Here is a 22277-nt window from a genome sequence, read left to right on the forward strand (position 1 = left end):
TCTTACCACTCTCTTAACGAACTTAGCAGCCTTTTCCCGAAACGACACGGGGTCGTGAGAAAAGAGGTTAATTTATTGCTAATTTCCAAAGCGGGCGACGATTTCTGACGCAAGTGTTGCTCCTTCGGCACGATATCGCTGCTCGGCGACGATCGCCTGCTGCGTGCAGGTCGTGTAAACGGAGGCAAAGGTGCGATACCCCCGGTTGAAGGCGGCGGTCATACGCTCGCGCCGTTTTTCCTCGTTGGCCGTTTCCTTGTCGATCAGCTCCTGCATCGAGCGCCGCCAGACATCCTCGGGCTCCTTGACGCAGAGATTGCGCAAATAGTGGACGGAGCCGAGAACCTCGGCGAGGCGAATCAGTCTCTGGTCGTAGGGCGTCGGTTTTTCCTCGACGACGACAGGGGCGGGCGCTTGCGCCTCCGTCTTGTCCTGCGGCGGTGCCGCCGTCTTCTGCGCCACAGCGGTGGTTGCCGTCGCGAGCAGCAGGGTTGTCACGATCAGGCGGGTGATGGTCGGGCCGAATGTCATCATCCCATCAAGTCCGAATCGGCGGCTGTTTCAAGGCGTCCGCCCGTCTTTGCGTTTGCTGCAGCCTGAGCTGCCAGTTTTTCCACGCATTCGCGAACGCTGTCGGGAATGGGAAGCGCAAAGATCTCGTCCGGCGTGAACCAGCCGAGGCCGGCCGCATCGTCGCTGGCAACGGCGACGGCCGTCGCGTCCGCCTGCGCCCTGAAGACGGAGAGGAAGAAATGCCGTCCTTCCGATTCCTTGCCTGGCAGATCGTAGGTTTCGAACAGCACGGGGCTACGGGCGCGAATGCCGGTCTCTTCCTGCAATTCGCGCAAGGCCGTCCGCTCCGGCGTTTCTCCCGGCTCGGCGCGTCCGCCAGGAAAAGCGTACATATCGGCCGACGGCGGATTGGCGCGTCGCACCAGGAGGTAGCGGCCATCGCGTTCGAGAATGACGGAAGAGGCGAGTTCGGGCTGTTTCGGCATGGTGGAATCAATTTCGATCGCTATCGTTGACCCATCCTACGTGAAGTGCCACATCCATGTCATGTGCGGACGTTTTGCGCTGACGGCGACCCCGGAAGAATTGATAGAGCTGTTCGGCCTGCTGGAGAGCGATGACTTTCCGGCGCGCTTCAATATTGCGCCGACGCAGCCGATCATCGTCGTCGTCGCTGCAGATGGTGGCGGGCCGGGGAGCAACCTGCCGGAGCGCAAGGCCCTTCTCGTTCGCTGGGGTTTCACGCCTGGCTGGGTCAAGGACCCGCGGGATTTTCCGCTGCTGATCAATGCCCGCGCCGAGACGGCGATCGAAAAGGCGTCGTTTCGCGCTGCGATGCGCCATCGTCGCGTGCTGGTGCCGGCGTCGGGCTTCTATGAGTGGCATCGCCCCGCAAAGGGCAGTGGCGAGGCCTCGCAGGCCTATTGGATCCGCCCGCGCAAAGGCGGCATCGTCGCTTTTGCCGGCCTGATGGAAACCTGGTCTTCCGCAGACGGCTCAGAAGTCGACACCGCCGCGGTCCTCACCACCAGCGCCAATCCTGCGATCGCGCCCATACACGATCGCATGCCGGTCGTGATCCAGCCGGAAGATTTTGCCCGCTGGCTGGACTGCAAGACGCAGGAGCCGCGCGACGTCGCCGATCTGATGGCGCCGGCGTCGCAGGACTACTTCGAAGCGATCCCCGTATCCGACAAGGTCAACAAGGTTGCCAATGCAGGCCCCGATATCCAGGAGGCGATCGTCCCACAGCTGGCGCCGAAAGCACAGGCGAAGGACGACAGGAACGGGGACAAGCCCGACGACGGGCAGATGTCCCTGTTCTGATCCGCGGATGTGTCTATGCCGGCTGCTTCTTCAGCTTGCCGGCGGGCTTTGCCTTGACCTGCAGGGCAGCGGCCAGCACGGCCTTGAGGCCGAGCGGGCGGTACTGCTGAACCAGATCGGCGGATGTCTTGGCGATGTCGGTGGTCTTGGCGGCCTTCACTTGCATGCACTCCTTGATGCTTTCCCTGGACCGGAAACTCCTCGTTGTCGCTTGCATAGGCGACAACGACGCTCCTCCTCAGTTTCTCCGGAGACAGGAACTGCGGTGTAGGGCCAAGCTGCACCGCGAATCTCTTTCCCGCGTCGCGATCCCAGATAAGCCAAATCATGACAAATCCATGACCATGCCTACGCTTGGATAGCCGGCTGTGCTTCGCATGCCGCTGGCCACTTGACCGGCGCCATGCGAAGCGCGATAAGTGTGGCCATGAAAACGGTTACCTGCATTATCTGCCGGAAGATTATTCGCTAGCGCTTCGCTGGCCTGGCCGTTTTCGTCTCCCGAAATCCAAGATGACAAACGCGCGGGCCTCCCGGGGCGCCGTATTTCTGATGGTCGCATGCGTATTGGAGATTTGGAATGGGCGGAGTGCCGACACTTAAGCTGTACAACACGCTGACGCGGGAGAAGGTCGATTTCCGGCCCATCGATCCCGACAATGTCCGCACGTATGTCTGCGGCCCGACCGTCTACGACTATGCCCATATCGGCAATGCGCGTCCGGTCATCGTCTTCGATATTCTTTTCCGACTGCTGCGCCATGTCTATGGCGCGCCGAAGGTGACCTATGTTCGCAACATCACCGACGTCGACGACAAGATCAACGCGCGCGCCTTGCGCGATTATCCCGGCCTGCCGCTCAACGAGGCGATCCGGCATGTGACCGAGAAGACCGAGACGCAGTTTCTCGAAGACGCCAAGTCGCTCGGCTGCCTCGATCCTGACGTGCAGCCTCGCGCGACCGACAACATTCCGCAGATGATCGACATCATCGACAAGCTGATCGCCAAGGGCCATGCCTACAAGGCCGGCGGCGAGGTGCTGTTCGATACCAAGTCGATGCCGGACTACGGGCAGCTTTCCAAGCGCAATCTCGACGAGCAGCAGGCCGGCGCCCGCGTCGCCGTCGAGGTGCACAAGAAGCACCCGGGCGATTTCGTGCTGTGGAAGCTCTCGGCCGATCACGAGCCCGGCTGGGAAAGCCCATGGGGCAGGGGTCGTCCCGGCTGGCACATCGAGTGCTCTGCCATGAGCGGGCGCTATCTCGGCGAGGTCTTCGATATCCACGGCGGCGGGCTCGACCTCATCTTCCCGCACCACGAGAACGAGATTGCCCAGTCGCGTTGCGCCCACGGCACGGACGTGATGGCGAATGTCTGGATGCACAACGGCTTCCTGCAGGTCGAAGGCCGCAAGATGTCGAAGTCCGAAGGCAACTTCGTCACCATCTACGAACTGCTGCACACCGAAAAGTTCGGCGGCCGCAAATGGCCGGGCGACGTGCTGCGCCTTGCCATGTTGATGACTCACTACCGCGAGCCGATCGATTTCTCGATCAAGCGGCTGGAAGAGGCCGAGCACCTGCTGTCCAAATGGCCGGTCCCGGGCGAGGCAAAGGGCGAGGTCGATCCGGCGATCGTCACGGCGCTGTCCGACGACCTGAACACGGTGGCGGCCGTCCAGGCGCTGCATGTGCTGGCGCAGAAGGCCGTGAGCGATCCGAGCCTGAGGGGCAGCTTTGCCGCAAGCGCGTCGTTGCTCGGTATCGTGCCGCAGGCCGTTGAACTCGACGAGGCCGTCGTGCACGAAGTCGATGGCCGCGTGCGGACACGTCTCGAATTGCTCAAAGCCAAGGATTTCGCTGCCGGCGACAGGATCCGCGACGATCTGCTGGCCCAGGGCATCCAGCTCAAGGACGGCAAGGACCCGGTCACGGGCGAGCGCGTGACGACCTGGGAAGTGAAGCGGTGAAGCTGCCTGCCGTTCCCGATTGGCCTGAGGGCCAGTGGCGTCCGGGCAGGGGACGGCGGTCGCGGCTTGGCGGCATGAGGAGGGGCGCGTGAAGGAGGAGTTCGTGCAATGATCGATCATACGGGCATTTCGGTTGCGGACTTCGACAAGTCGAAGTCGTTCTACGACAAGGCATTCGCCCCGCTCGGAGCGTCGCTCCTGATGATGGTGCCGGCGGAGCATACCGGCGGCGTCAAGGTCGGCGGCTACGGTCGTGAACGTCCGGTCTTCTGGCTGCACGAGGCCGTCGCAGGTCCGGGGCGACATTATGCTTTCACCGCACGCAGCCGCAGCGAAGTCGACGCCTTCTACGACGCGGCCCTGTCTGCCGGCGGACGCGACAATGGCAAGCCGGGGCTGCGGCCGCACTACCATCCGGATTATTATGCCGCCTTCGTCTTCGATCCCGACGGCAACAATATCGAGGCGGTCTGCCATGCGCCGGCTTGAGGAGACGTCGCGATGAGCCTTGACAACAGGCCGTATCATACCGGCGGCTGCCAATGCGGTGCCGTGCGCTTCCGCGTCGAGGGCGTTCTTGGTAACGCGTCCGTCTGCCATTGCCGCATGTGCCAGAAGGCGAGCGGAAACTTCTACCTGCCCCTGGTGTCGGTGCGGGGTGCGCATGTCACCTGGACGCGCGGCGAGCGCAAACGCTTCCAGTCATCCAACTTCGGCTGGCGTGGTTTTTGCGGCGATTGCGGCACGCCGCTGACCTATGAGGCGCCCGATGGCATGGCACTGGCGATCGCCGCCTTCGACGAACCGCAGGGGATCGTGCCGACAATCCAGTGGGGCATTGAGGGCAAGTTGCCCTATGTCGACCAAGTGCCTGCGCTTCCGGGCGAGGAGACGATGGCCGATGCCGACGCCGCGTCCTTTCTTGCCGATCTTGTATCCTATCAGCACCCCGACCATGACACCGAAACCTGGCCCCCGGAGGACATGAAATGACCGACACGGTTAGAACAGGCGGATGCCAATGCGGCGCGGTTCGTTTCCGCATTCGCGGACAGCTCGGCCGTCCGTCGATCTGCCATTGCCGCATGTGCCAGAAGCAGTTCGGCTCCTTCTTCTCTGCGCTGGTGACGGCGCCGAAGGATGGCATCGAGTGGACGCGCGACGAACCGAGCTATTTCCAGTCTTCGGTCAATATCGATCGCGGTTTCTGCCCGAAATGCGGCACGCCGATGATCTACCGCCATCCCGGCGGCATGGAGATTGCCATCGGGACCTTCGACGATCGCAGCGATCTGGCGCCGCAGATACAGGTCAATTATGCCTCGCGGCTCCCCTGGGTCGAGACCATCTTCGACCAGCCGGTGCTGACGGATCCGGATTTCTATAGCAGGCAGGAGAGCATCATCTCCTTCCAGCATCCCGATCACGAGACCGAGCAGTGGCACGAACCGGGAGTGTTCAGATGACGATTTCGCGCATCTTTACCGGCGGATGCCAGTGCGGAGCGGTCCGCTACCGCGCCGAAGGCGTGCTGGCGGATGCGCATATCTGTCACTGTCGCATGTGCCAGAAGGCCGCCGGCAACTATTTCATGCCGCTTGCCAATATCGCCCGCGACAATTTCGACATTACCCGCGGGCAGCCCTCATGGTTTCGCTCGTCGCATCTGGTGCGCCGCGCCTTCTGCCACGATTGCGGAACGCCGCTGTTCTATGACATGCCGGACGAGGACTTCCTCAACATCGTGCTCGGTTCGCTCGACGACCCGGACGATCTGCCGCCGGTTTATCAGTCGGGCGTGGAATCGCGCATGGTGTGGTTCGCGCGGCTGGCGAAACTGCCCGAAAGGCAAACCGACGACGGCAGCGAACTGTCGGCCACCCGACACTTGCTTGTGCTCGAAACGAACCGCCAGCATCCCGACTACGATACGGTGCACTGGCCACCCATGAGAGACTTATAATGACGGCTGCACTGCGCACGCTCTACCCGGAAATCGAACCCTATGCGTCGGGCCACCTCGACGTTGGCGACGGTCACTCCGTCTATTGGGAACGGGTGGGAACGCCGGGGGCAAAGCCGGCGGTGTTCCTGCATGGCGGGCCCGGCGGCACGATCTCGCCGAACCATCGCCGGCTGTTCGACCCCGTGCTTTACGACGTGACGCTGTTCGACCAGCGCGGCTGCGGCAAGTCGGCGCCGCATGCGGAGATCGAAGCCAACACCAACTGGCACCTCGTCGCCGATATCGAACGCCTGCGTGAGATGGCACGGGCCGAAAAATGGCAGGTGTTCGGCGGGTCCTGGGGATCGACGCTGGCGCTCGCCTATGCGGAAAAACACCCGGACCGGGTCACGGAGTTGGTGCTGCGCGGCATTTATACGCTGACCAAGGCGGAGCTTGACTGGTACTATCAGTTCGGCGTCTCGGAGATGTTTCCGGACAAATGGGAGCGTTTCATCGCGCCTATCCCCGAGAACGAGCGCCACGAGATGATGAATGCCTATCACCGGCGCCTGACCAGCGACAACAGGGCGACGCGGCTTGCTGCCGCCAAAAGCTGGAGCATCTGGGAAGGCGAGACGATTACGCTGCTTCCGGAACTGTCGACCAGCGGCCGCTTCGAGGAGGACGAGTTTGCCGATGCCTTTGCGCGCATCGAGAACCACTTCTTCGTCAATGCCGGCTGGATGGACGACGGACAATTGCTGCGGGATGCCCATCGTCTGCATGGCATCCCCGGCGTGATCGTCCAGGGCCGCTACGACATGCCATGCCCGGCCAAATATGCCTGGCAATTGCACAAGGCCTGGCCCGAGGCCGACTTCCACCTGATCGAGGGGGCAGGGCACGCCTATTCCGAGCCCGGTATCCTCGACCAGCTGATCCGCGCCACGGATAAATTCGCAGGCAAGACCGAATAACGACTGAGTATTATTGGAAACGAGCCATGACCAGGGAACGCATCTATCTCTTCGACACGACGCTACGGGACGGGCAGCAGACGCCCGGCATCGACTTTTCCGTCGAGGACAAGATCGCGATTACCACCCTGCTCGACGATTTCGGCATGGACTATGTCGAAGGCGGTTACCCCGGCGCCAATCCGACCGATACCGAGTTCTTCAAGCGCAAGCGCACGAAGAAGGCGTCCTTCGTCGCCTTCGGCATGACCAAGCGCGCCGGCGTTTCCGCTTCGAACGATCCGGGCCTTGCAGCCTTGCTCGAGGCAAAGACCGATGCAATCTGTCTCGTGGCCAAGAGCTGGGATTATCACGTGGCGGTGGCGCTCGGCTGTTCCAACGAGGAAAACCTCGAGAATATCCGGGCTTCGGTCGCGGCTGTCGTCGGTGCCGGCCGTGAGGCGATGGTCGACTGCGAGCATTTCTTCGACGGCTACAAGGCCAACCCCGCCTATGCGCTTGCCTGCGCCAAGGCCGCCTTCGAAGCCGGCGCGCGCTGGATCGTGCTTTGCGATACCAATGGCGGCACGCAGCCGCATGAGGTCCGCGAGATCGTGTCGGCGGTCATCGCTGCCGGCGTGCCGGGCGCCAATCTCGGCATCCACGCCCATAACGATACGGGGCAGGCCATCGCCAATACGCTCGCCGCCGTCGAGGCCGGGGTCCGCCAGATACAGGGGACGCTGAACGGTATCGGCGAGCGGTGCGGCAACGCCAATCTGGTGACGCTGATCCCCACCCTGGCACTGAAGGAGATCTATTCCAGCCGGTTCGAAACGGCGATCGATGCCGATCGCCTGCAGGAACTGACGAAGCTGTCCCACGCCTTCGACGAGCTTTTGAACCGCTCGCCCGACATGCAGGCGCCCTATGTCGGTGCCTCGGCCTTTGCCACCAAGGCCGGCATTCACGCCTCGGCGCTTCTGAAGGATCCGCGCACCTACGAGCATGTCGCGCCGGAAAGCGTCGGCAATCTGCGCAAGGTCATGGTGTCGGACCAGGGCGGCAAGGCCAACTTCATCAACGCCCTGAAGCGTCGCGGCATCGTCGTTGGCAAGGACGATCCCAAGCTCGACAAGCTGATCGCGATCGTCAAAGAACGCGAAGCGACCGGCTATGCCTATGAGGGTGCCGACGCGAGTTTCGCGCTTCTGGCAAGCCGCATCCTCGGAACGGTGCCGGATTTCTTCCACGTCGAAAGCTTCCGCGTGATGGTCGAGCGCCGCTTCGACGCCAACGGCCATCTGAAGACCGTGTCGGAGGCGGTCGTCAAGGTCGTCGTCGATGGCGAGACCATGATGTCGGTCGCCGAGGGCCACGGCCCCGTCAACGCGCTCGACCTGGCTCTGCGCAAGGATCTCGGAAAATACCAGTCCGAGATCGAAGACCTTGAGCTTGCGGACTACAAGGTCCGTATTCTCAACGGCGGGACCGAGGCGATCACGCGCGTTCTGATCGAATCGACCGATGGCACGGGCGCGCGTTGGTGGACGGTGGGCGTCTCCGACAACATTATCGATGCCTCCTTCCAGGCGCTGATGGACAGTATCATTTTCAAGCTGTTGAAGAACCGCGACCATGTCGGGCTGATTGCGGCCGAATAAACGCCTGGTTCAGAGAGCAGGGGCGCCCGCTTGGGCGCCGCTTCCCCTGCCTACTGCATAATTCCTTAAATCGGAATCGATTTAAGGAAAAAATTATGCAGCAAATTTAACGTGTTACAGCGTCCTTAGCGCGTCATGTTTGACGCGCGGCGCTGTAAGGTATGAGCAAAATTCACCATCCGTTCACGGAAATGAATTGGTGCACTGATGGCCATTGGAGTAGGACGCCCCATGGAAGGGGTCGTCGGCCGGCAAGGCTGCGCCTTCGACTAGAGCATTTCCAGGTAAGTGCGGAGCGGTTTTTCGTCAGGAAATGCGTAAAAACAAAGAGATAGAGCGTTTCTGCGGCTCCGTCCAAAACGGAAATCCTCTAGGGCCGGAGCGGGCGTCATAGCCGCGATAGCCTCCGGCGAATACATCAGGAAAAGTGTCATGGCCGAGCCGAACGCGAAACTACCCGCAGAAAACACCGATTCCGCCAAGGGCTTCGCCTTTGCGCTCGCGGCCTATCTGCTTTGGGGGTTCCTGCCTTTCTTCATGAAGGCGATCGCCCATATCCCGGCACCGGAAGTGGTGGCGCACCGGATCGTCTGGTCGGTTCCGCTCGCGGGCCTCGTGCTGGTCTGGCTCGGGCGCACGGAAGACGTCAAAGTCGCGCTTCGTTCGCCGCGCATGTTGCGCATGGCGGCCCTTACGGCCGTGCTCATCACCATCAACTGGGGCATCTATGTCTGGGCGATCGGCGCGGGCCGGGCGATCGAGACGGCGCTCGGCTACTATATCAATCCGCTGTTTTCGATTTTCCTCGGCGCTCTGTTGCTGAAGGAAAAGCCGAGCCCGGCACAGATGGTGGCGATCGCGCTGGCTGCTGCCGCCGTTGCGGTGCTCGCTTTCGACGCCGGTGGTCTGCCCTGGGTGTCGATCGGGCTCTGCCTTTCCTGGGGCTTTTATGCCTTCTTCCGCAAGACGCTGCCGATCGGACCGAACCAGGGCTTCTTCCTCGAAGTGCTGCTGCTCAGCATCCCGGCGATCGGCTACATCATCTGGCTCGAAGCCACCGGCCAGGGGCACTTCGGCGACACCGGCATGGCCGATGTGCTGTGGCTGATGTCCTGCGGCATCGTCACTGCCATCCCGCTGATGATCTATGCCAACGGCGCCAAGCTGCTGCGGCTCTCGACCATCGGCATCATGCAGTACATCGCGCCGACGATGATCTTCCTAATCGCCGTCTTCGTCTTCCACGAGCCCTTCGGTACGGCAAAGCTGATCGCTTTCGCACTGATCTGGGCGGCGCTGGTCATTTATTCCGGCGCCATGCTGGCGCAGAGCCGCGCGCGACGCGCGGAACAGGTCAGCCCGGCCGAATAAGCGACCATGCAGAAAATGAAAAAAGGCGCGACCGTCCGGCGCGCCTTTTCCGATTCTTGGGAGGCAGTCGGCGACTAGAGGCGCGAGATGATCTCGGCTTCGCCTTCGCGGCCGTCCGCACCCTTGGCGGCTGCAAGGATTGCCGGCACGATGTCCTCGGCCTTGTCGACGACGAGCGGCTGGACGAGATGGGCGGTGTGGACGAAGCCTTCGCCGCGCATGTGCTGCAGCAGATCCAGCATCGGCTTCCAGAAATTGTTCATGTTGCCGAAGACCATTGGTTTGCGGTGGCGCCCGAGCTGCGCCCAGGTCATGATCTCGACGATCTCTTCCAGAGTGCCGATACCACCCGGCAGCGCGACGAAGGCGTCGGCGCGCTCGAACATCGTGTGCTTGCGCTCATGCATGTCGGCGGTGACGATCAGTTCGTTCAGCTGGCCGAGCGAATGGCGCGTCGCTTCCTTGTCCATCAGGAATTCGGGGATGATGCCGGTGACTTCGCCGCCATTGGAAAGCACGCCGCTTGCGACCGCTCCCATGATGCCGCGGGTGCCGCCGCCATAGACCAATCGCAGGCCGTGGTCGGCGATCGAGCGGCCGAGTGCGCGGCCGGCTTCCATGTAAATCGGGTCACGTCCGGGCTGCGAGCCGCAGTAGACGCAGATGGATCGAATCGTGCTGGCTTCAGTGTTCATCCGGCCAAAAAACATTGCAGCGCAGCAAGGGTCAAGAAAAATGAGGGGAAAGCTTGGTTCACGGCGCTTGCAGCAAGGGCGGCTGCTTGTCTGCTACTCCCGGAAACGCTAGCAATTTCAGGGATCGATTGAAGAAATCGGGCGGGTAGCTCGCAGTTGCGCTATAATGATAGTACAAGCCCCGCGCCGTAGGCCGATGAGAGGGCATGCGCGGAGCGTCGCTCCGCTCCTGTGGAGAGTGGCATGATCAAGAACAAGGCCGGCTGGGTGGCCCTTACTGTCCTTGCGGCAGCAACAGCGTTGATGATTTTTGTAGTTCAACCGAATTTGCGTGGCGGCAAGGAAGCCTCAGTCGATGGCGCGGCAAACGGCCCTGCCCAAACCACTGATGCGGCATCGTCGAACGGCGGGCCTCAGCCCAGTGCGGGCGCAAGCAACGAGGCTGCGGCAAGCGCCACCGATGCGAAAGCGCCGGCAGAAGACCCGTCCATTCCCGGCTTCGACGTCCTGCGCGTCGAGCCCGATGGTTCGACCGTCGTTGCCGGTCATGCCGCACCGGGCTCCAAGCTCGAGATCCTCAACGGCACCACCGTCGTCGGAACGGCGGATGTCGGCGTGACCGGCGATTTCGCCGCTGTCTTCGACAAGCCGCTTCCGGCCGGAGACTATCAGCTGACCCTGCGCGCCGTCGGCGAAGATGGCGTTGCCAAGAATTCGCATGAGGTCGCGACGGTTTCCGTGCCGAAGGACCCGACGGGACAACTGCTTGCCATGGTCTCCAAGCCGGGCGCGGCCAGCCGGCTGCTCACCACGCCCGACGCCCTGGCCGGCGCGTCGCAGCCAGCCGACGCATCAGCGTCGCAGCCAGCTGCTGGAACTTCCGCCGACGTGGCGTCTGCAACGGCGCAGACGACGAGCGATGCAACGGCGGCAAAGCCAAGTGCCGCTGCCGGGCTGCAGGTGACCGCCGTCGAGATCGAGGGCGCGAAGATGTTCGTCGCCGGTAGCGCAAAGCCCGGCGCCTTGGTTCGCATCTATGCGGACGACAAGCTGCTCGGCGAAATCGAGGCCGACGACAAGGGCCACTTCGTCGTCGACGGCCAGATCGACCTTTCGGTCGGCAGCCACATCATCCGCGCCGACATGCTGAGCGACGACGCAAGCAAAGTCGTGATGCGTGCATCGGTTCCGTTCGACCGTCCGGCAGGTAGCCAGGTCGCGGCCATTGCCGGCCCGGTTTCTGCGGCCGCGACGGCCGGCCTCGACGGGCTGCGTGCCGAAGCAGGCAAGGCGCTCGCGCTGCTGAAGGGGCTCTTCTCCAACGGCAAGGTGCCGACGGGCGAGCAACTCGCGGCAGCACGCTCCGCAAGCGAGTTTGCGCTGAAGTCACTGGCCGACTTCAGGCTAACGGACAATTCCGACCAGGCGTTGGCTGACGAAGCGGCCCGGACGTCGAAGGCTGCAGCTGATGCGCTGGCCGTGCTGAAAGAGGCGTCGCACGATCCCTCGAGCGTCGCCACGGCCTTGACCAAGGTCGAGGCATCGGTGGGGGCCATTCTCGCCGAACGCGGCAGCGTGACGCCGGCGGTTGCCGCCAAGGCGCAGCCCGCCGCATCGGGCGAGGTCGCCGAGGCTTCCGGCGCATCGAAGGTAAAGGGTGCCGGCAGCTCGATCGTCAATGATGTCGCGGCCGCGCAGCCTTCCGTGGCCTCGGCGAAAACCCAGGCGCAGCCGGAAACGGTGGAGCAGGCGCCGCTGAAGGAAAGCAAGAGCTCGGTCATCATCCGTCGCGGCGATACGCTCTGGCAAATTTCACGGCGTGTCTATGGCGCGGGCGTTCGTTACACCACGATCTACCTCGCCAACCAGGCCCAGATCGAAAACCCCGACCGGATCCGTCCGGGCCAGGTGTTCGGCGTTCCGGATCAGGCGCTTTCCGACGAAGAGTCGCGGGAAATTCACAAGAAGCACATGAAACACGAACAATAGGCTGCTCATCGACATCAATCGCATTGCGGTGGTGTCGACGGAGACCTATCTGTCAAATAAGGCGGCGTCTTCAACGAGACGCCGCTTTTCATTGGATGGCGACGATGTGCCCCGATGTCCTTGTCCAAGGTCCGAGGCGTTGAGCCGTAATTGCGCGACCCGGTGGATTGGCATGATCCGTCTGGGCTTGCGAAAGAGTGAAGGCGGATCAAGACGTGGCACCTGCAAACCAGACGAAGACGATCTCCGCGGATACGAGCAACCCGTTTCGGACCATCGTCAACCTGTGGCCCTATATGTGGCCTTCGGATCGGGCGGATCTGAAGCTACGGGTCGTCTGGGCAACGATCATCCTGGTGATTGCCAAGGTCGTGCTGATCCTCGTTCCTTATTTCTTCAAGTGGGCGACGGACGCGCTCAACAACAAGCCCGACGCGTTGGGTTTTCTGCCGCAGTTCCTGACCGGCGCGGTCATGCTGGTGCTTGCCTATAACCTCGCGCGCCTGCTGCAGGCGGGGCTCAATCAACTGCGCGACGCGCTGTTTGCCAGCGTCGGGCAGCATGCGGTCCGGCAGCTCGCCTACAAGACCTTCGTGCACATGCACCAGCTGTCGTTACGTTTTCACCTGGAGCGGCGCACCGGCGGCCTGTCTCGGGTGATCGAGCGCGGCACCAAGGGCATCGAGACCATCGTTCGCTTCACCATTCTGAACAGTGTTCCGACGCTGATCGAATTCCTGCTGACCGCCGTGATCTTCTGGTGGGGCTACGGTTTCAGCTACCTGCTGGTCACGGCCATCACCGTCTGGCTCTATATCTGGTTCACCGTCAAGGCGAGCGACTGGCGCATCGCCATCCGCCGCTCCATGAACGACAGCGACACCGACGCCAATACCAAGGCGATCGACTCGCTCTTGAACTTCGAGACCGTCAAATATTTCGGCAACGAAGAGATGGAAGCCAAGCGCTTCGACAGATCCATGCAGCGCTATGAGAAGGCGGCGACCCAAGTCTGGACCTCACTCGGCTGGCTCAACTTCGGCCAGGCGATGATCTTTGGGGCGGGCACGGCCGTCATGATGGTCATGTCGGCACTCGCGGTGCAGCGCGGCGAGCAGACGCTTGGCGACTTCGTCTTCATCAATGCCATGCTGATCCAGCTTGCCATCCCGCTCAATTTCATTGGCTTCGTCTATCGCGAAATCCGACAGGGCCTGACCGACATCGAACACATGTTCGATCTGCTCGACGTCGAAGCAGAAGTGGTTGATCGCCCGGGTGCGCGACAGCTTGCCATCGCCAACGGTGCCATTGCCTTCAAGGACGTGCACTTCGCCTATGATTCGGCGCGGCCGATCCTCAAGGGCATCAGCTTCCAGGTGCCGGCCGGCAAGACGGTTGCCGTCGTCGGTCCCTCAGGTGCCGGCAAATCGACGCTCTCTCGGCTTCTCTATCGTTTCTACGACGTGCAGCAGGGCACGATCACCATCGACGGGCAGGACGTGCGCGATGTGACGCAGAAGAGCCTGCGCGGGGTCATCGGCATGGTGCCGCAGGATACGGTGCTGTTCAACGACACCATCGCCTACAACATCCGCTACGGACGCGTTTCGGCCACCGAGGAGGAGGTCGTGGCGGCGGCTGAAGCAGCGCAGATCGCCAGCTTCATCCAGTCGCTTCCCGAAGGTTTCCAGGCGATGGTCGGAGAGCGCGGGCTGAAGCTTTCGGGCGGCGAGAAGCAGCGCGTCGCTATCGCCCGCACGATCCTCAAGGCGCCGCCGATCCTCATCCTCGACGAGGCAACCTCGGCGCTCGACACTCGCACGGAACAGGAAATCCAGTCGGCGCTCGACGTCGTTTCCCGCAACCGCACGACGCTGGTCATAGCCCATCGGCTTTCGACGGTGATCAATGCCGATGAAATCATCGTGCTCAAGGACGGCGTCATCGCCGAGCGCGGCACGCATGGGGAACTGATCGAGCGCGACGGACTTTATGCTTCCATGTGGAGCCGTCAGCGTGAGGCGACCCAGGCGGAAGAACAATTGAAGCGTGTGCGCGAGAGCGACGACCTCGGCATCGTCACGCGCGGGGAGCCGGCCGTTTGACGGTGCTGTCTTTGGCTGATCGCGACGCGTTTTGTCGCTGTCGGGCGGCCAGCGTTGCCGCGGGCGGCGTTTCGCGCTAGGTCACGTTCCACATCAAATCTGGAGTAGAGTTCATGAGCTTGGTCAATACGGTGCGCAACACGCTCGTTCCGGTGCACAAGGAAGGCTATCGCTTCATCGCGATCTTCTTCGTCGTGTCGCTGGTGCTGGGCTTCCTGTGGGAGCCGCTGATGTGGATCGGCTTCCTGCTCACCGCCTGGTGCGCCTATTTCTTCCGCGATCCCGAGCGCATGACGCCGATCGACGACGATCTGGTGATCAGCCCGGCCGACGGCCGCGTTTCGTCGATCGCCATGGTGACGCCGCCGGAAGAGTTGGGTCTCGGCTCCGAGCCGATGCTGCGCATCTCGGTGTTCATGAACGTCTTCAACTGCCATGTGAACCGTGCGCCGATGACCGGTACCATCAGCCGCATCGCCTACCGCGCCGGCAAGTTCGTCAACGCCGACCTCGACAAGGCCAGCCATGAGAACGAGCGCAACGGCCTCGTCATCCAGACGAAGCACGGCGCTATCGGCGTCGTGCAGATCGCCGGTCTCGTCGCCCGTCGCATCATCTGCTGGAAGTATGAAAACGCCTCGCTCGACGCGGGCGAGCGTTTCGGCCTCATCCGCTTTGGTTCGCGCCTCGACGTCTTCCTGCCGGAAGGTGTCGAGCCCCGCGTCAGCCTCGGCCAGACCGCGATTGCCGGGGAAACCGTGCTCGCCGAATTCGGCTCGGCCAAGGGCCCGGTCATCAGCCGCCGCGCATAAGGAGCCCCTATGGAAGGTCCTCAACAGGAAAACCCAGCCGAACCGCCGAAAGTCGCGGGCGAGGCGAATGGTTCCAACGACACCGGCCGCGGCCCTCGACTGCGCGAAATACCGCTGCGGCTGATGATCCCGAACATGATCACCGTACTGGCGATCTGCGCGGGTCTCTCCGGCATCCGGCTCGCCTTCGAAAACCGCATCGAGCTCGCCGTTGCCATGGTGTTGCTTGCGGCCTTTCTCGACGCTATCGACGGTCGCGTCGCACGCCTCTTGAAGGCGACGTCGAACTTCGGCGGCCAGATGGACTCGCTCGCCGATATCATCAACTTCGGTGTCGCACCGGCTCTCGTTCTCTACGTCTTCATCCTGGATCAGGCCCGCTCGATCGGCTGGATTGCTGCGTTGATCTACGCGATCGCCTGCGGTCTGCGCTTGGCGCGCTTCAACGTCATGGCCGAGCGCCAGTCCAAGGCAGCGTGGCAGTCGGAGTATTTCGTCGGCGTGCCTGCGCCGGCGGGCGCCATGCTGGTGTTGCTGCCTGTCTATCTCGGCCTGCTGGGCTTGGCACCCGAGCGCACCATGGCGCTGATCGCATCCGGTTACACCGTGCTGATTGCCTTCCTGCTGGTCAGCCGTCTGCCGGTCTGGTCGGGCAAGTCGGAAAACAGCCGCGTGCGCCGCGATCTCGTCCTGCCGGTCATTCTCGTGGTCGTCTTCTATGTCGCGACGCTGATGACCTATACCTGGGAGACGATGGCGGTGACGGCGCTTGGCTACCTAATCACGCTGCCGTTCGGCGCCCGCTCCTGGCAGCGCAAATATGGCGGCGACTGGCCGGCCCATCCGGCAGATGGCGGCGACGGCTTGCCGGGCGACAAGGACTGACGCATCTCGCGCAAAAGTGCGCAGCGGTTTTGCGATAACGACATGCGCAAAAACAAGGGCTTAAAGTGCGGTAAGCGAATCCAACGATCGCGACGCGCTTTAACCCTGAACTTCAGCGCAATAACAAAGGCCACCGTGGAAGCACGGTGGCCTTTTTGATTTAAGCTCTGTGGTCGTCGTCACGCCGGCAGGCGATAATCGACGATCTTCTTTTCGCGAACGATGTAAAGCTTGCCGGTCTCGGTCTGATCCGGACCCACCAGCGGCAGCAACTGGGCTGCGACTTCGGCCGGATGCGGCACGGTTTCCGGATCTTCGCCGGGCATGGCCTGGGCGCGCATGGCGGTGCGGGTTGCGCCCGGATCGACGCTGAGGATGCGCAGCGGCAGCCGCTGCGTCTCGCCGGCCCAGGTGCGGGCGAGCGCCTCGACCGCGGCCTTGGAGGCGGAGTAGGGGCCCCAGAACGGCTTGCACTTGTGCGCAGCGCCCGAGGAAAGAATGAGCGCGCGTCCGGCATCGGACTTGATCAGCAACGGCTCGAGCGTGCGGATCAGGCGCCAGGTGGCATTGACGTTGATGTTCATCACCTTCTCGAACACCTTGGCCTCGACATGGCCGATCGGCGAGATGGTACCGAGCACGCCGGCATTGGCGACCATGATGTCGAGCTTGCCCCAGCGTTCGTTGATCGCGCCGCCAAGCTTGTCGATCGCAGCCATGTCGGCGAGATCGAAGGGAACGAGCGTTGCCGAGCCGCCGACCGCCTTGATGGCGTCATCCAATTCTTCCAGGCCGCCGACAGTGCGGGCGCAGGCGACGACGTGGGCGCCAGCCTTGGCGAGTTCGAGGGCCGTGAAATAGCCGATACCGCGCGATGCGCCGGTGACGACGGCGACCCGGTCTTTCAAATTGATCGTCATTTTATTGTCTGATTATCCGTTGCTGGCGAGAACCGAGAGTTTGCGGACGTTGCTGGCGCCTTCCTGGTCGAGAAGGCGTGTCGGATAGTCCCCGGTGAAATAGTGATCGGTGAACTGCGGCGCCTTGGGATCGCGCTTGACGCCGCCCACAGCCTCGTAGAGGCCGTCGATCGACAGGAACTCGAGCGAGTCCGCGCCGATGAAGCGGCACATGGAGGCGAGGTCGGCATGCTGGTTGGCCAGCAGCTTGTCACGGTCCGGCGTGTCGATGCCGTAGAAGTCCGGGTGGAAGATCATCGGGCTGGCGACGCGCACATGCACTTCGCGCGCGCCCGCGTCCCGCATCATCTGCACGATCTTCACCGACGTGGTGCCGCGCACGATCGAATCGTCGACGAGCACGACCCGCTTGCCTTCGATCATCGCACGGTTGGCGGAGTGCTTGAGCTTGACGCCGAAGGCGCGGATCTGCTGCGTCGGCTCGATGAAGGTGCGGCCGACATAGTGGTTGCGGATGATGCCGTATTCGAAGGGAATGCCGCTCTGCTGCGCATAGCCGAGCGCGGCCGGCGTACCGCCGTCCGGCACCGGAACCACCACGTCCGCCTCGACGGGCGACTCCTTGGCGAGATTGATGCCCATGTTCTTGCGCGAGACATAAATGCTGCGACCGCCGACGACCGAATCCGGACGGGCGAAATAGACGTATTCGAACAGGCAGAGCCGCTCCGGCTGCGGGGCGAGCGGCTTGCGGGCATCGATCGAGATCGAGCCGTCGGACTGGATCTCGCAGATGATGATTTCGCCATTCTCGACGTCGCGCACGAACTTGGCGCCGATGATGTCGAGTGCGCAGGTTTCCGAGCAGAAGATCGGCTTGCCGTCGAGTTCGCCCATGACGAGCGGACGGATGCCGTGCGGGTCGCGGGCGGCGATCAGCTTGGTGCGGGTCAGCGCCAGCATCGAGTAGCCGCCTTCGACCTGCGCGATCGCGTCGGCGAAGCGGTCGGTGGTCGACGCATGTTTGGAACGCGCGATGAGGTGAAGGACGACTTCGGTATCGGAGGTCGACTGACAGATGGCACCATCGGTGATGATCTGGCGGCGCAGCGTCAGGCCGTTGGTGAAGTTGCCGTTATGGGCGATCGCGATGCCGCCTTCATGCAACTCGGCAAACAGCGGCTGGACGTTGCGCAGCGCCACTTCGCCTGTCGTCGAGTAGCGCGTGTGGCCGATCGACATGAAGCCCGGGAGCTTCGCCAGCGTCGCGGGGTCGGTGTAGTGGTCGCCGACGAGGCCCATGCGCTTTTCGGTGCAGAACTGCTTGCCGTCGAAGGTGACGATACCGGCGGCCTCCTGGCCGCGATGCTGGAGCGCATGCAGGCCGAGCGCCGTCAGCGCCGCCGCATCCGGGTGCCCCAGGATGCCGAAGACGCCGCACTCTTCGTGCAGGGTATCGCCATCGAGTTCGTCATGGATTTCCGTGGATCTCAGATCGGTCATCACAGTCGCCTTTGCTCCGTGCCGGTGCGCATATCGTGATCAGGCTCGCCGTCTTCAAGCGATCTTAGCTGAAAACGGACTCAAGCGTTATTCCCAAAAGGACAAAGCCCGCGCAGCGGGCTTTGTCGGCAGTTTTTCCATGTCTCAGCCGCTGGTGGCCGGGGCGTCGTCAACCGGCGCCTGGTCGGGCGAACCCGACGGTGCCTGGCCCGGCGTGCCGGCCGGGGTCTCGCCTTCGCCTTCGCCGGTCGTATCCTTGCCGCGCAGGCGGTCGAGGATGGTGGCGTCGGCTTCCTCGGGCAAAAGCGCGATCAGCTTGTTGCCAAGATTGTCGAGAAGCGGCTTGGACTTCGCCTGCGTCACCCAGCCCGGCTGCTGCTGCGGAGCGACCAGCCAGTTGAAGAACAGCATGGCGACGACCACGAGCAGGATGCCGCGTGCGGCACCGAAGAGAAAGCCGAGCGTGCGGTCAAGCGCGCCGATGCGGCTGTCGATGATGAAATCGGCGATGCGCATGGTGATGAAGGAAATGATGATCAGCGCGACCAGGAAGACCACTGCGGCCGAGCCGATCAGCGCGACCGTGTCGCTGCTGGTGTACTGCTTGGCATAGGGCAGGAGGTGCGGATAGAGGAAGTAGGCCGCTGCTGCCGCACCGATCCAGCTGGCAACCGACAGAACCTCGCGTGAGAAGCCTCGGACCATTGCCAGGATTGCTGAAAACAGTGCGACGCCGAGAACGATACCGTCGAGAATTGTAATGGGCATTTTGTCCTTACTCCGAACCCGGTTCGTCCGGGTCTCCTCAAGCCTATCCGTCATCGGCCCTGCCTGATGTTCAGGGCATTGTCATGAGCCTGCTCACAAGGCGTCTCATGGAGCCGCTTGCAGCACCCGCATCTTCAATCTGCGTCCTCTGCCGGCCTCAGGGCGTTTCGCGATCCCGCGATGCGCGCCACCAGATCCGGCAAGCTTTCCAACTCGCTCCACCGGCCATTGCCGTTCTTCGGCAATTCGGTCGAGGCGGATGGCAGAACAGCCTGTGAGAAACCGAGTTTCTCGGCTTCCTTGAGGCGTTGAGCGGTATGCGCAACCGGCCGGATGGCGCCCGACAAGCTGACTTCGCCGAAATAGACGCAATCAGCCGGAAGGGCAAGCCCGGCAAGCGACGAAACCAGTGCGGAAGCCACAGCCAAGTCGGCGGCAGGCTCCGAAATCCGGTAGCCGCCGGCGATGTTGAGGTAGACGTCGTGCTGTCCGAGGCGCACGCCGCAATGGGCTTCAAGCACCGCCAGGATCATGGAGAGGCGGGCACTGTCCCAGCCGACGATGGCGCGGCGCGGCGTACCGAGCGAGGTTGGCGCCACCAGCGCCTGCACCTCGACCAGGATCGGTCGCGTTCCCTCCATGCCGGCAAAGACCGCGGCACCGGGCGATTTCTCGTTGCGCTCGCCGAGGAACAGCTCCGATGGGTTGGCGACCTCGCGCAGCCCCCTGTCCGACATCTCGAAAACCCCGATCTCGTCCGTCGGTCCGAAGCGGTTCTTCACCGTTCGCAAGATGCGGTAGTGGTGGCCGCGGTCGCCTTCGAAGTAGAGCACGGCATCGACCATGTGCTCGACGACACGGGGGCCGGCGATCTGGCCTTCCTTGGTGACGTGGCCGACGAGCACGACGGCGGTTCCCGTCTGCTTGGCGAAGCGGATCATCGCTTGCACGCCCGTCCGCACCTGCGTGACCGTGCCAGGCGCCGAATCGACGATGTCGCTCCAAAGCGTCTGGATCGAGTCGATGATGACGAGGTCGGGGCGCTTTCCCTCGGCAAGCGTTGCCAGGATATCCTCGACATTGGTTTCGGCTGCGAGCAGCACGTCGCTGTCGGCAGCACCGAGCCGCTGGGCGCGCAGTCGCACCTGGGCCACCGCCTCTTCGCCCGAGACGTAGATGACGCGGTGCTTCTGCCGGGCAAGTGCCGCTGCCGCCTGCATCAGCACCGTCGATTTGCCGATGCCGGGGTCGCCGCCGATGAGCAAGGCGGAGCCACGAACAAAACCGCCTCCGGTGGCGCGGTCGAGCTCGGATATCCCGGTCTGAATGCGCGGAGCGTCCTCGATTTCACCGGAAAGCGTGGTCAGGGCAACCGGGCGCCCCTTCTTCGGCGCGCGGGAGGGACCGCCGCCGATGCCGGCGGTCGGGTCGTCCTCGATGATCGTGTTCCACTCGCCGCAGCCCTCGCACTTGCCGGCCCAGCGGGTATGAATCGTGCCGCAGTTCTGGCAGACGAATTGTGTGCGGGCTTTCGCCATCGGATACGACTTTCACAGTGCCGGGACTTCAGCGGGTCGCATCAGGCGACACGGCTGGTGATCGGAGAATCACTTTTGCCTTCACATAATGCCGCGAAACGCGGAACAAAAGGTGATTTTCGGCAACGGACTGTAAAGTATCGCCTTGATAGCCGCCTCAGACGGCGCCGACATAATGGCGTTCGTAGCGGTGGCCGAGGCTCGTCAGCATCTCATAGCCGATCGTGCCGCCGGCACGCGCCACGTCGTCCACGGCGATATGCCGACCGAAAAGCTCGATATAGTCGCCGGGGCGCACGGCATTTTCCGGAAGGTCGGTGACGTCGAAGAGGCTGAGGTCCATCGTCACCCGGCCGACATGCGGCACCTTCTGGCCATGCAGAAAGCCGAATGCGCCCGAAGGCGTTGCCTGCCGCAGGGTCACGCCACCGCCCGAGACGGACCGGTGATAACCGTCGGCATAACCGACGGCGACCGTGGCAATGCGGCTGTCGCGGTTGAAGCGGGCCGACGCTCCGTAGCTTGCATGACCGCCGGACGCGACGTTGCGCACCTGAATGATGCGGGCTTCGGCCGTCACCACCGGCTTCATCGGATTGGCGACGTCATTGACCGCTTCGCCGCCATAAACGGCGATACCGGGACGCGTCAGGTTGAAATGGTAGTCGTTGCCCAGGAACACGCCGCCGGAGTTTGCCAGGCTGGCATCAACGCCTTCGAATGCGGCGGTGGCTTCGCGAAAGCGCCGGAGCTGATAACCATTGAGCGGGTTGCCCGGGTCGTCGGCGCAGGCGAGGTGGCTCATGATCAGGACGGGCGAAAAGCTCGCAGGGCGCGCCGGATCATTGGCAAGAGCGACGGCTTCCTCGACCGAAAGCCCCAGGCGGTTCATGCCGGTATCGACATGCAGCACGCAAGGATGGTCGCCGCGCTCAGACAGCGCCGCCATGAAAACGGCGAGCTGCTCCTCCGAGTTGATTACCGGCACCAGATCGTTGTCGAAGAACAGCGCTTCATTGCCGGGCCACATGCCGGCCAGAATGTAGATCCGGCCTTCGGGCACCAGCGGCCGCAGATCGGCACCTTCCTCAGCATTGGCGACGAAGAAGTCGCGGGCGCCGGCGGCATAAAGTGCTGGCGCTGCCTCGTCGATGCCGAGGCCGTAGGCATCGGCCTTCAGCACCGCAGCGGCGCGGGCCTTGCCCGAGCGGGCATTCATCGAGCGCCAATTGTCTGCCAATGCGTTGAGGTCGATCGTGAGCCGGTTGGAGGCGGAGAGGAATTCTGGACTGAGCATGCCTGGCACTCT

Annotated in this window: 22 protein-coding genes; 13 read left to right on the forward strand and 9 right to left on the reverse strand. The window is 62.9% G+C overall.

What is annotated here, in order from left to right; translation table 11 throughout:
• Positions 1–78: 78 nt before the first annotated feature.
• Both BC363_RS22285 and BC363_RS22290 read right to left on the reverse strand, forming a co-directional pair.
• Positions 79–531 (reverse strand): TIGR02301 family protein, encoded by a 453-nt coding sequence (locus BC363_RS22285; protein WP_065787354.1) that lies wholly within the window; start codon positions 529–531, stop codon positions 79–81.
• The gene (locus tag BC363_RS22290; protein WP_065787278.1) at positions 531–998 is read right to left on the reverse strand and encodes an NUDIX domain-containing protein; all 468 of its coding nucleotides are present in this window, start codon (positions 996–998) and stop codon (positions 531–533) included. The genes BC363_RS22285 and BC363_RS22290 overlap by 1 nt, the downstream gene beginning before the upstream one ends.
• Positions 999–1059: 61 nt before the next feature.
• Between BC363_RS22290 and BC363_RS22295 the strand changes: the two genes are divergently transcribed.
• Positions 1060–1839, forward strand: coding sequence for an SOS response-associated peptidase (locus tag BC363_RS22295; protein ID WP_065787353.1), 780 nt, complete (start codon positions 1060–1062; stop codon positions 1837–1839).
• Between the two features lie 13 nt (positions 1840–1852).
• Here the strand turns inward: BC363_RS22295 and BC363_RS35580 are convergent, their stop codons facing one another.
• Positions 1853–2005: a hypothetical protein gene (locus tag BC363_RS35580; RefSeq protein WP_167590824.1), complete on the reverse strand. Its 153-nt coding sequence runs from the start codon at positions 2003–2005 to the stop codon at positions 1853–1855.
• Between the two features lie 414 nt (positions 2006–2419).
• Here BC363_RS35580 and cysS point away from each other — a divergent pair, with 414 nt between their 5' ends.
• From cysS to rarD, 8 genes are all read left to right on the forward strand, one after another.
• Positions 2420–3811 (forward strand): cysteine--tRNA ligase, encoded by a 1392-nt coding sequence (cysS, locus tag BC363_RS22300; protein WP_065787277.1) that lies wholly within the window; start codon positions 2420–2422, stop codon positions 3809–3811.
• Between the two features lie 108 nt (positions 3812–3919).
• On the forward strand, positions 3920–4300 hold the full coding sequence (locus BC363_RS22305; protein WP_065787276.1) for a VOC family protein: 381 nt from the start codon (positions 3920–3922) through the stop codon (positions 4298–4300).
• A 12-nt stretch (positions 4301–4312) separates the two neighbouring features.
• A complete protein-coding gene (locus BC363_RS22310; protein ID WP_065787275.1) occupies positions 4313–4804 on the forward strand; it encodes a GFA family protein in 492 nt (163 codons plus the stop codon).
• Positions 4801–5277, forward strand: coding sequence for a GFA family protein (locus BC363_RS22315; RefSeq protein ID WP_065787274.1), 477 nt, complete (start codon positions 4801–4803; stop codon positions 5275–5277). The genes BC363_RS22310 and BC363_RS22315 overlap by 4 nt, the downstream gene beginning before the upstream one ends.
• Positions 5274–5774 (forward strand): GFA family protein, encoded by a 501-nt coding sequence (locus BC363_RS22320; RefSeq protein ID WP_065787273.1) that lies wholly within the window; start codon positions 5274–5276, stop codon positions 5772–5774. Before BC363_RS22315 ends, BC363_RS22320 begins: the two co-directional genes overlap by 4 nt.
• Positions 5774–6736, forward strand: coding sequence for a prolyl aminopeptidase (pip, locus tag BC363_RS22325; protein WP_065787272.1), 963 nt, complete (start codon positions 5774–5776; stop codon positions 6734–6736). Before BC363_RS22320 ends, pip begins: the two co-directional genes overlap by 1 nt.
• A 26-nt stretch (positions 6737–6762) precedes the next feature.
• Entirely contained in the window at positions 6763–8379 is a 1617-nt protein-coding gene (gene cimA / locus BC363_RS22330; protein WP_065787271.1) for a citramalate synthase, read from the forward strand.
• Between the two features lie 432 nt (positions 8380–8811).
• Entirely contained in the window at positions 8812–9750 is a 939-nt protein-coding gene (gene rarD, locus BC363_RS22335; protein WP_065787270.1) for an EamA family transporter RarD, read from the forward strand.
• Between the two features lie 74 nt (positions 9751–9824).
• On the opposite strand, the gene BC363_RS22340 is transcribed toward rarD, so the two are convergent.
• Positions 9825–10445: a TIGR00730 family Rossman fold protein gene (locus tag BC363_RS22340; protein ID WP_065787269.1), complete on the reverse strand. Its 621-nt coding sequence runs from the start codon at positions 10443–10445 to the stop codon at positions 9825–9827.
• A 243-nt stretch (positions 10446–10688) separates the two neighbouring features.
• Between BC363_RS22340 and BC363_RS22345 the strand changes: the two genes are divergently transcribed.
• The 4 genes from BC363_RS22345 to pssA all read left to right on the forward strand — a co-directional run bounded on the left by BC363_RS22345 (position 10689) and on the right by pssA (position 16239).
• Positions 10689–12434 carry a LysM peptidoglycan-binding domain-containing protein gene (locus tag BC363_RS22345; protein ID WP_065787268.1) on the forward strand — a complete coding sequence of 582 codons (1746 nt, stop codon included), beginning with the start codon at positions 10689–10691 and terminating at the stop codon, positions 12432–12434.
• A 215-nt stretch (positions 12435–12649) separates the two neighbouring features.
• Positions 12650–14542, forward strand: a complete 1893-nt coding sequence (locus BC363_RS22350) for an ABC transporter ATP-binding protein/permease (protein ID WP_065787352.1) — start codon at positions 12650–12652, stop codon at positions 14540–14542.
• A gap of 113 nt (positions 14543–14655) precedes the next feature.
• Positions 14656–15354: a phosphatidylserine decarboxylase gene (locus BC363_RS22355; protein WP_065787267.1), complete on the forward strand. Its 699-nt coding sequence runs from the start codon at positions 14656–14658 to the stop codon at positions 15352–15354.
• A gap of 9 nt (positions 15355–15363) precedes the next feature.
• Complete coding sequence (gene pssA / locus BC363_RS22360; RefSeq protein WP_065787266.1) at positions 15364–16239, forward strand: CDP-diacylglycerol--serine O-phosphatidyltransferase; 876 nt, start codon at positions 15364–15366, stop codon at positions 16237–16239.
• A 179-nt stretch (positions 16240–16418) separates the two neighbouring features.
• Here pssA and BC363_RS22365 read toward each other — a convergent pair whose 3' ends face one another.
• From BC363_RS22365 to alr, 5 genes are all read right to left on the reverse strand, one after another.
• Positions 16419–17159: an SDR family NAD(P)-dependent oxidoreductase gene (locus BC363_RS22365; protein WP_065787265.1), complete on the reverse strand. Its 741-nt coding sequence runs from the start codon at positions 17157–17159 to the stop codon at positions 16419–16421.
• 12 nt (positions 17160–17171) lie between these two features.
• Complete coding sequence (gene purF / locus BC363_RS22370) at positions 17172–18662, reverse strand: amidophosphoribosyltransferase (RefSeq protein ID WP_065787264.1); 1491 nt, start codon at positions 18660–18662, stop codon at positions 17172–17174.
• A gap of 144 nt (positions 18663–18806) precedes the next feature.
• Positions 18807–19430, reverse strand: a complete 624-nt coding sequence (locus tag BC363_RS22375; protein WP_065787263.1) for a CvpA family protein — start codon at positions 19428–19430, stop codon at positions 18807–18809.
• Between the two features lie 134 nt (positions 19431–19564).
• Positions 19565–20968: a DNA repair protein RadA gene (gene radA, locus BC363_RS22380; RefSeq protein ID WP_065787262.1), complete on the reverse strand. Its 1404-nt coding sequence runs from the start codon at positions 20966–20968 to the stop codon at positions 19565–19567.
• A 157-nt stretch (positions 20969–21125) separates the two neighbouring features.
• Positions 21126–22265 (reverse strand): alanine racemase, encoded by a 1140-nt coding sequence (gene alr, locus BC363_RS22385; RefSeq protein WP_065787261.1) that lies wholly within the window; start codon positions 22263–22265, stop codon positions 21126–21128.
• Positions 22266–22277 lie beyond the last annotated feature (12 nt).

The sequence above is a fragment of the Ensifer sp. LC384 genome, from assembly GCF_001695865.1.
Lineage (GTDB): Bacteria > Pseudomonadota > Alphaproteobacteria > Rhizobiales > Rhizobiaceae > Ensifer.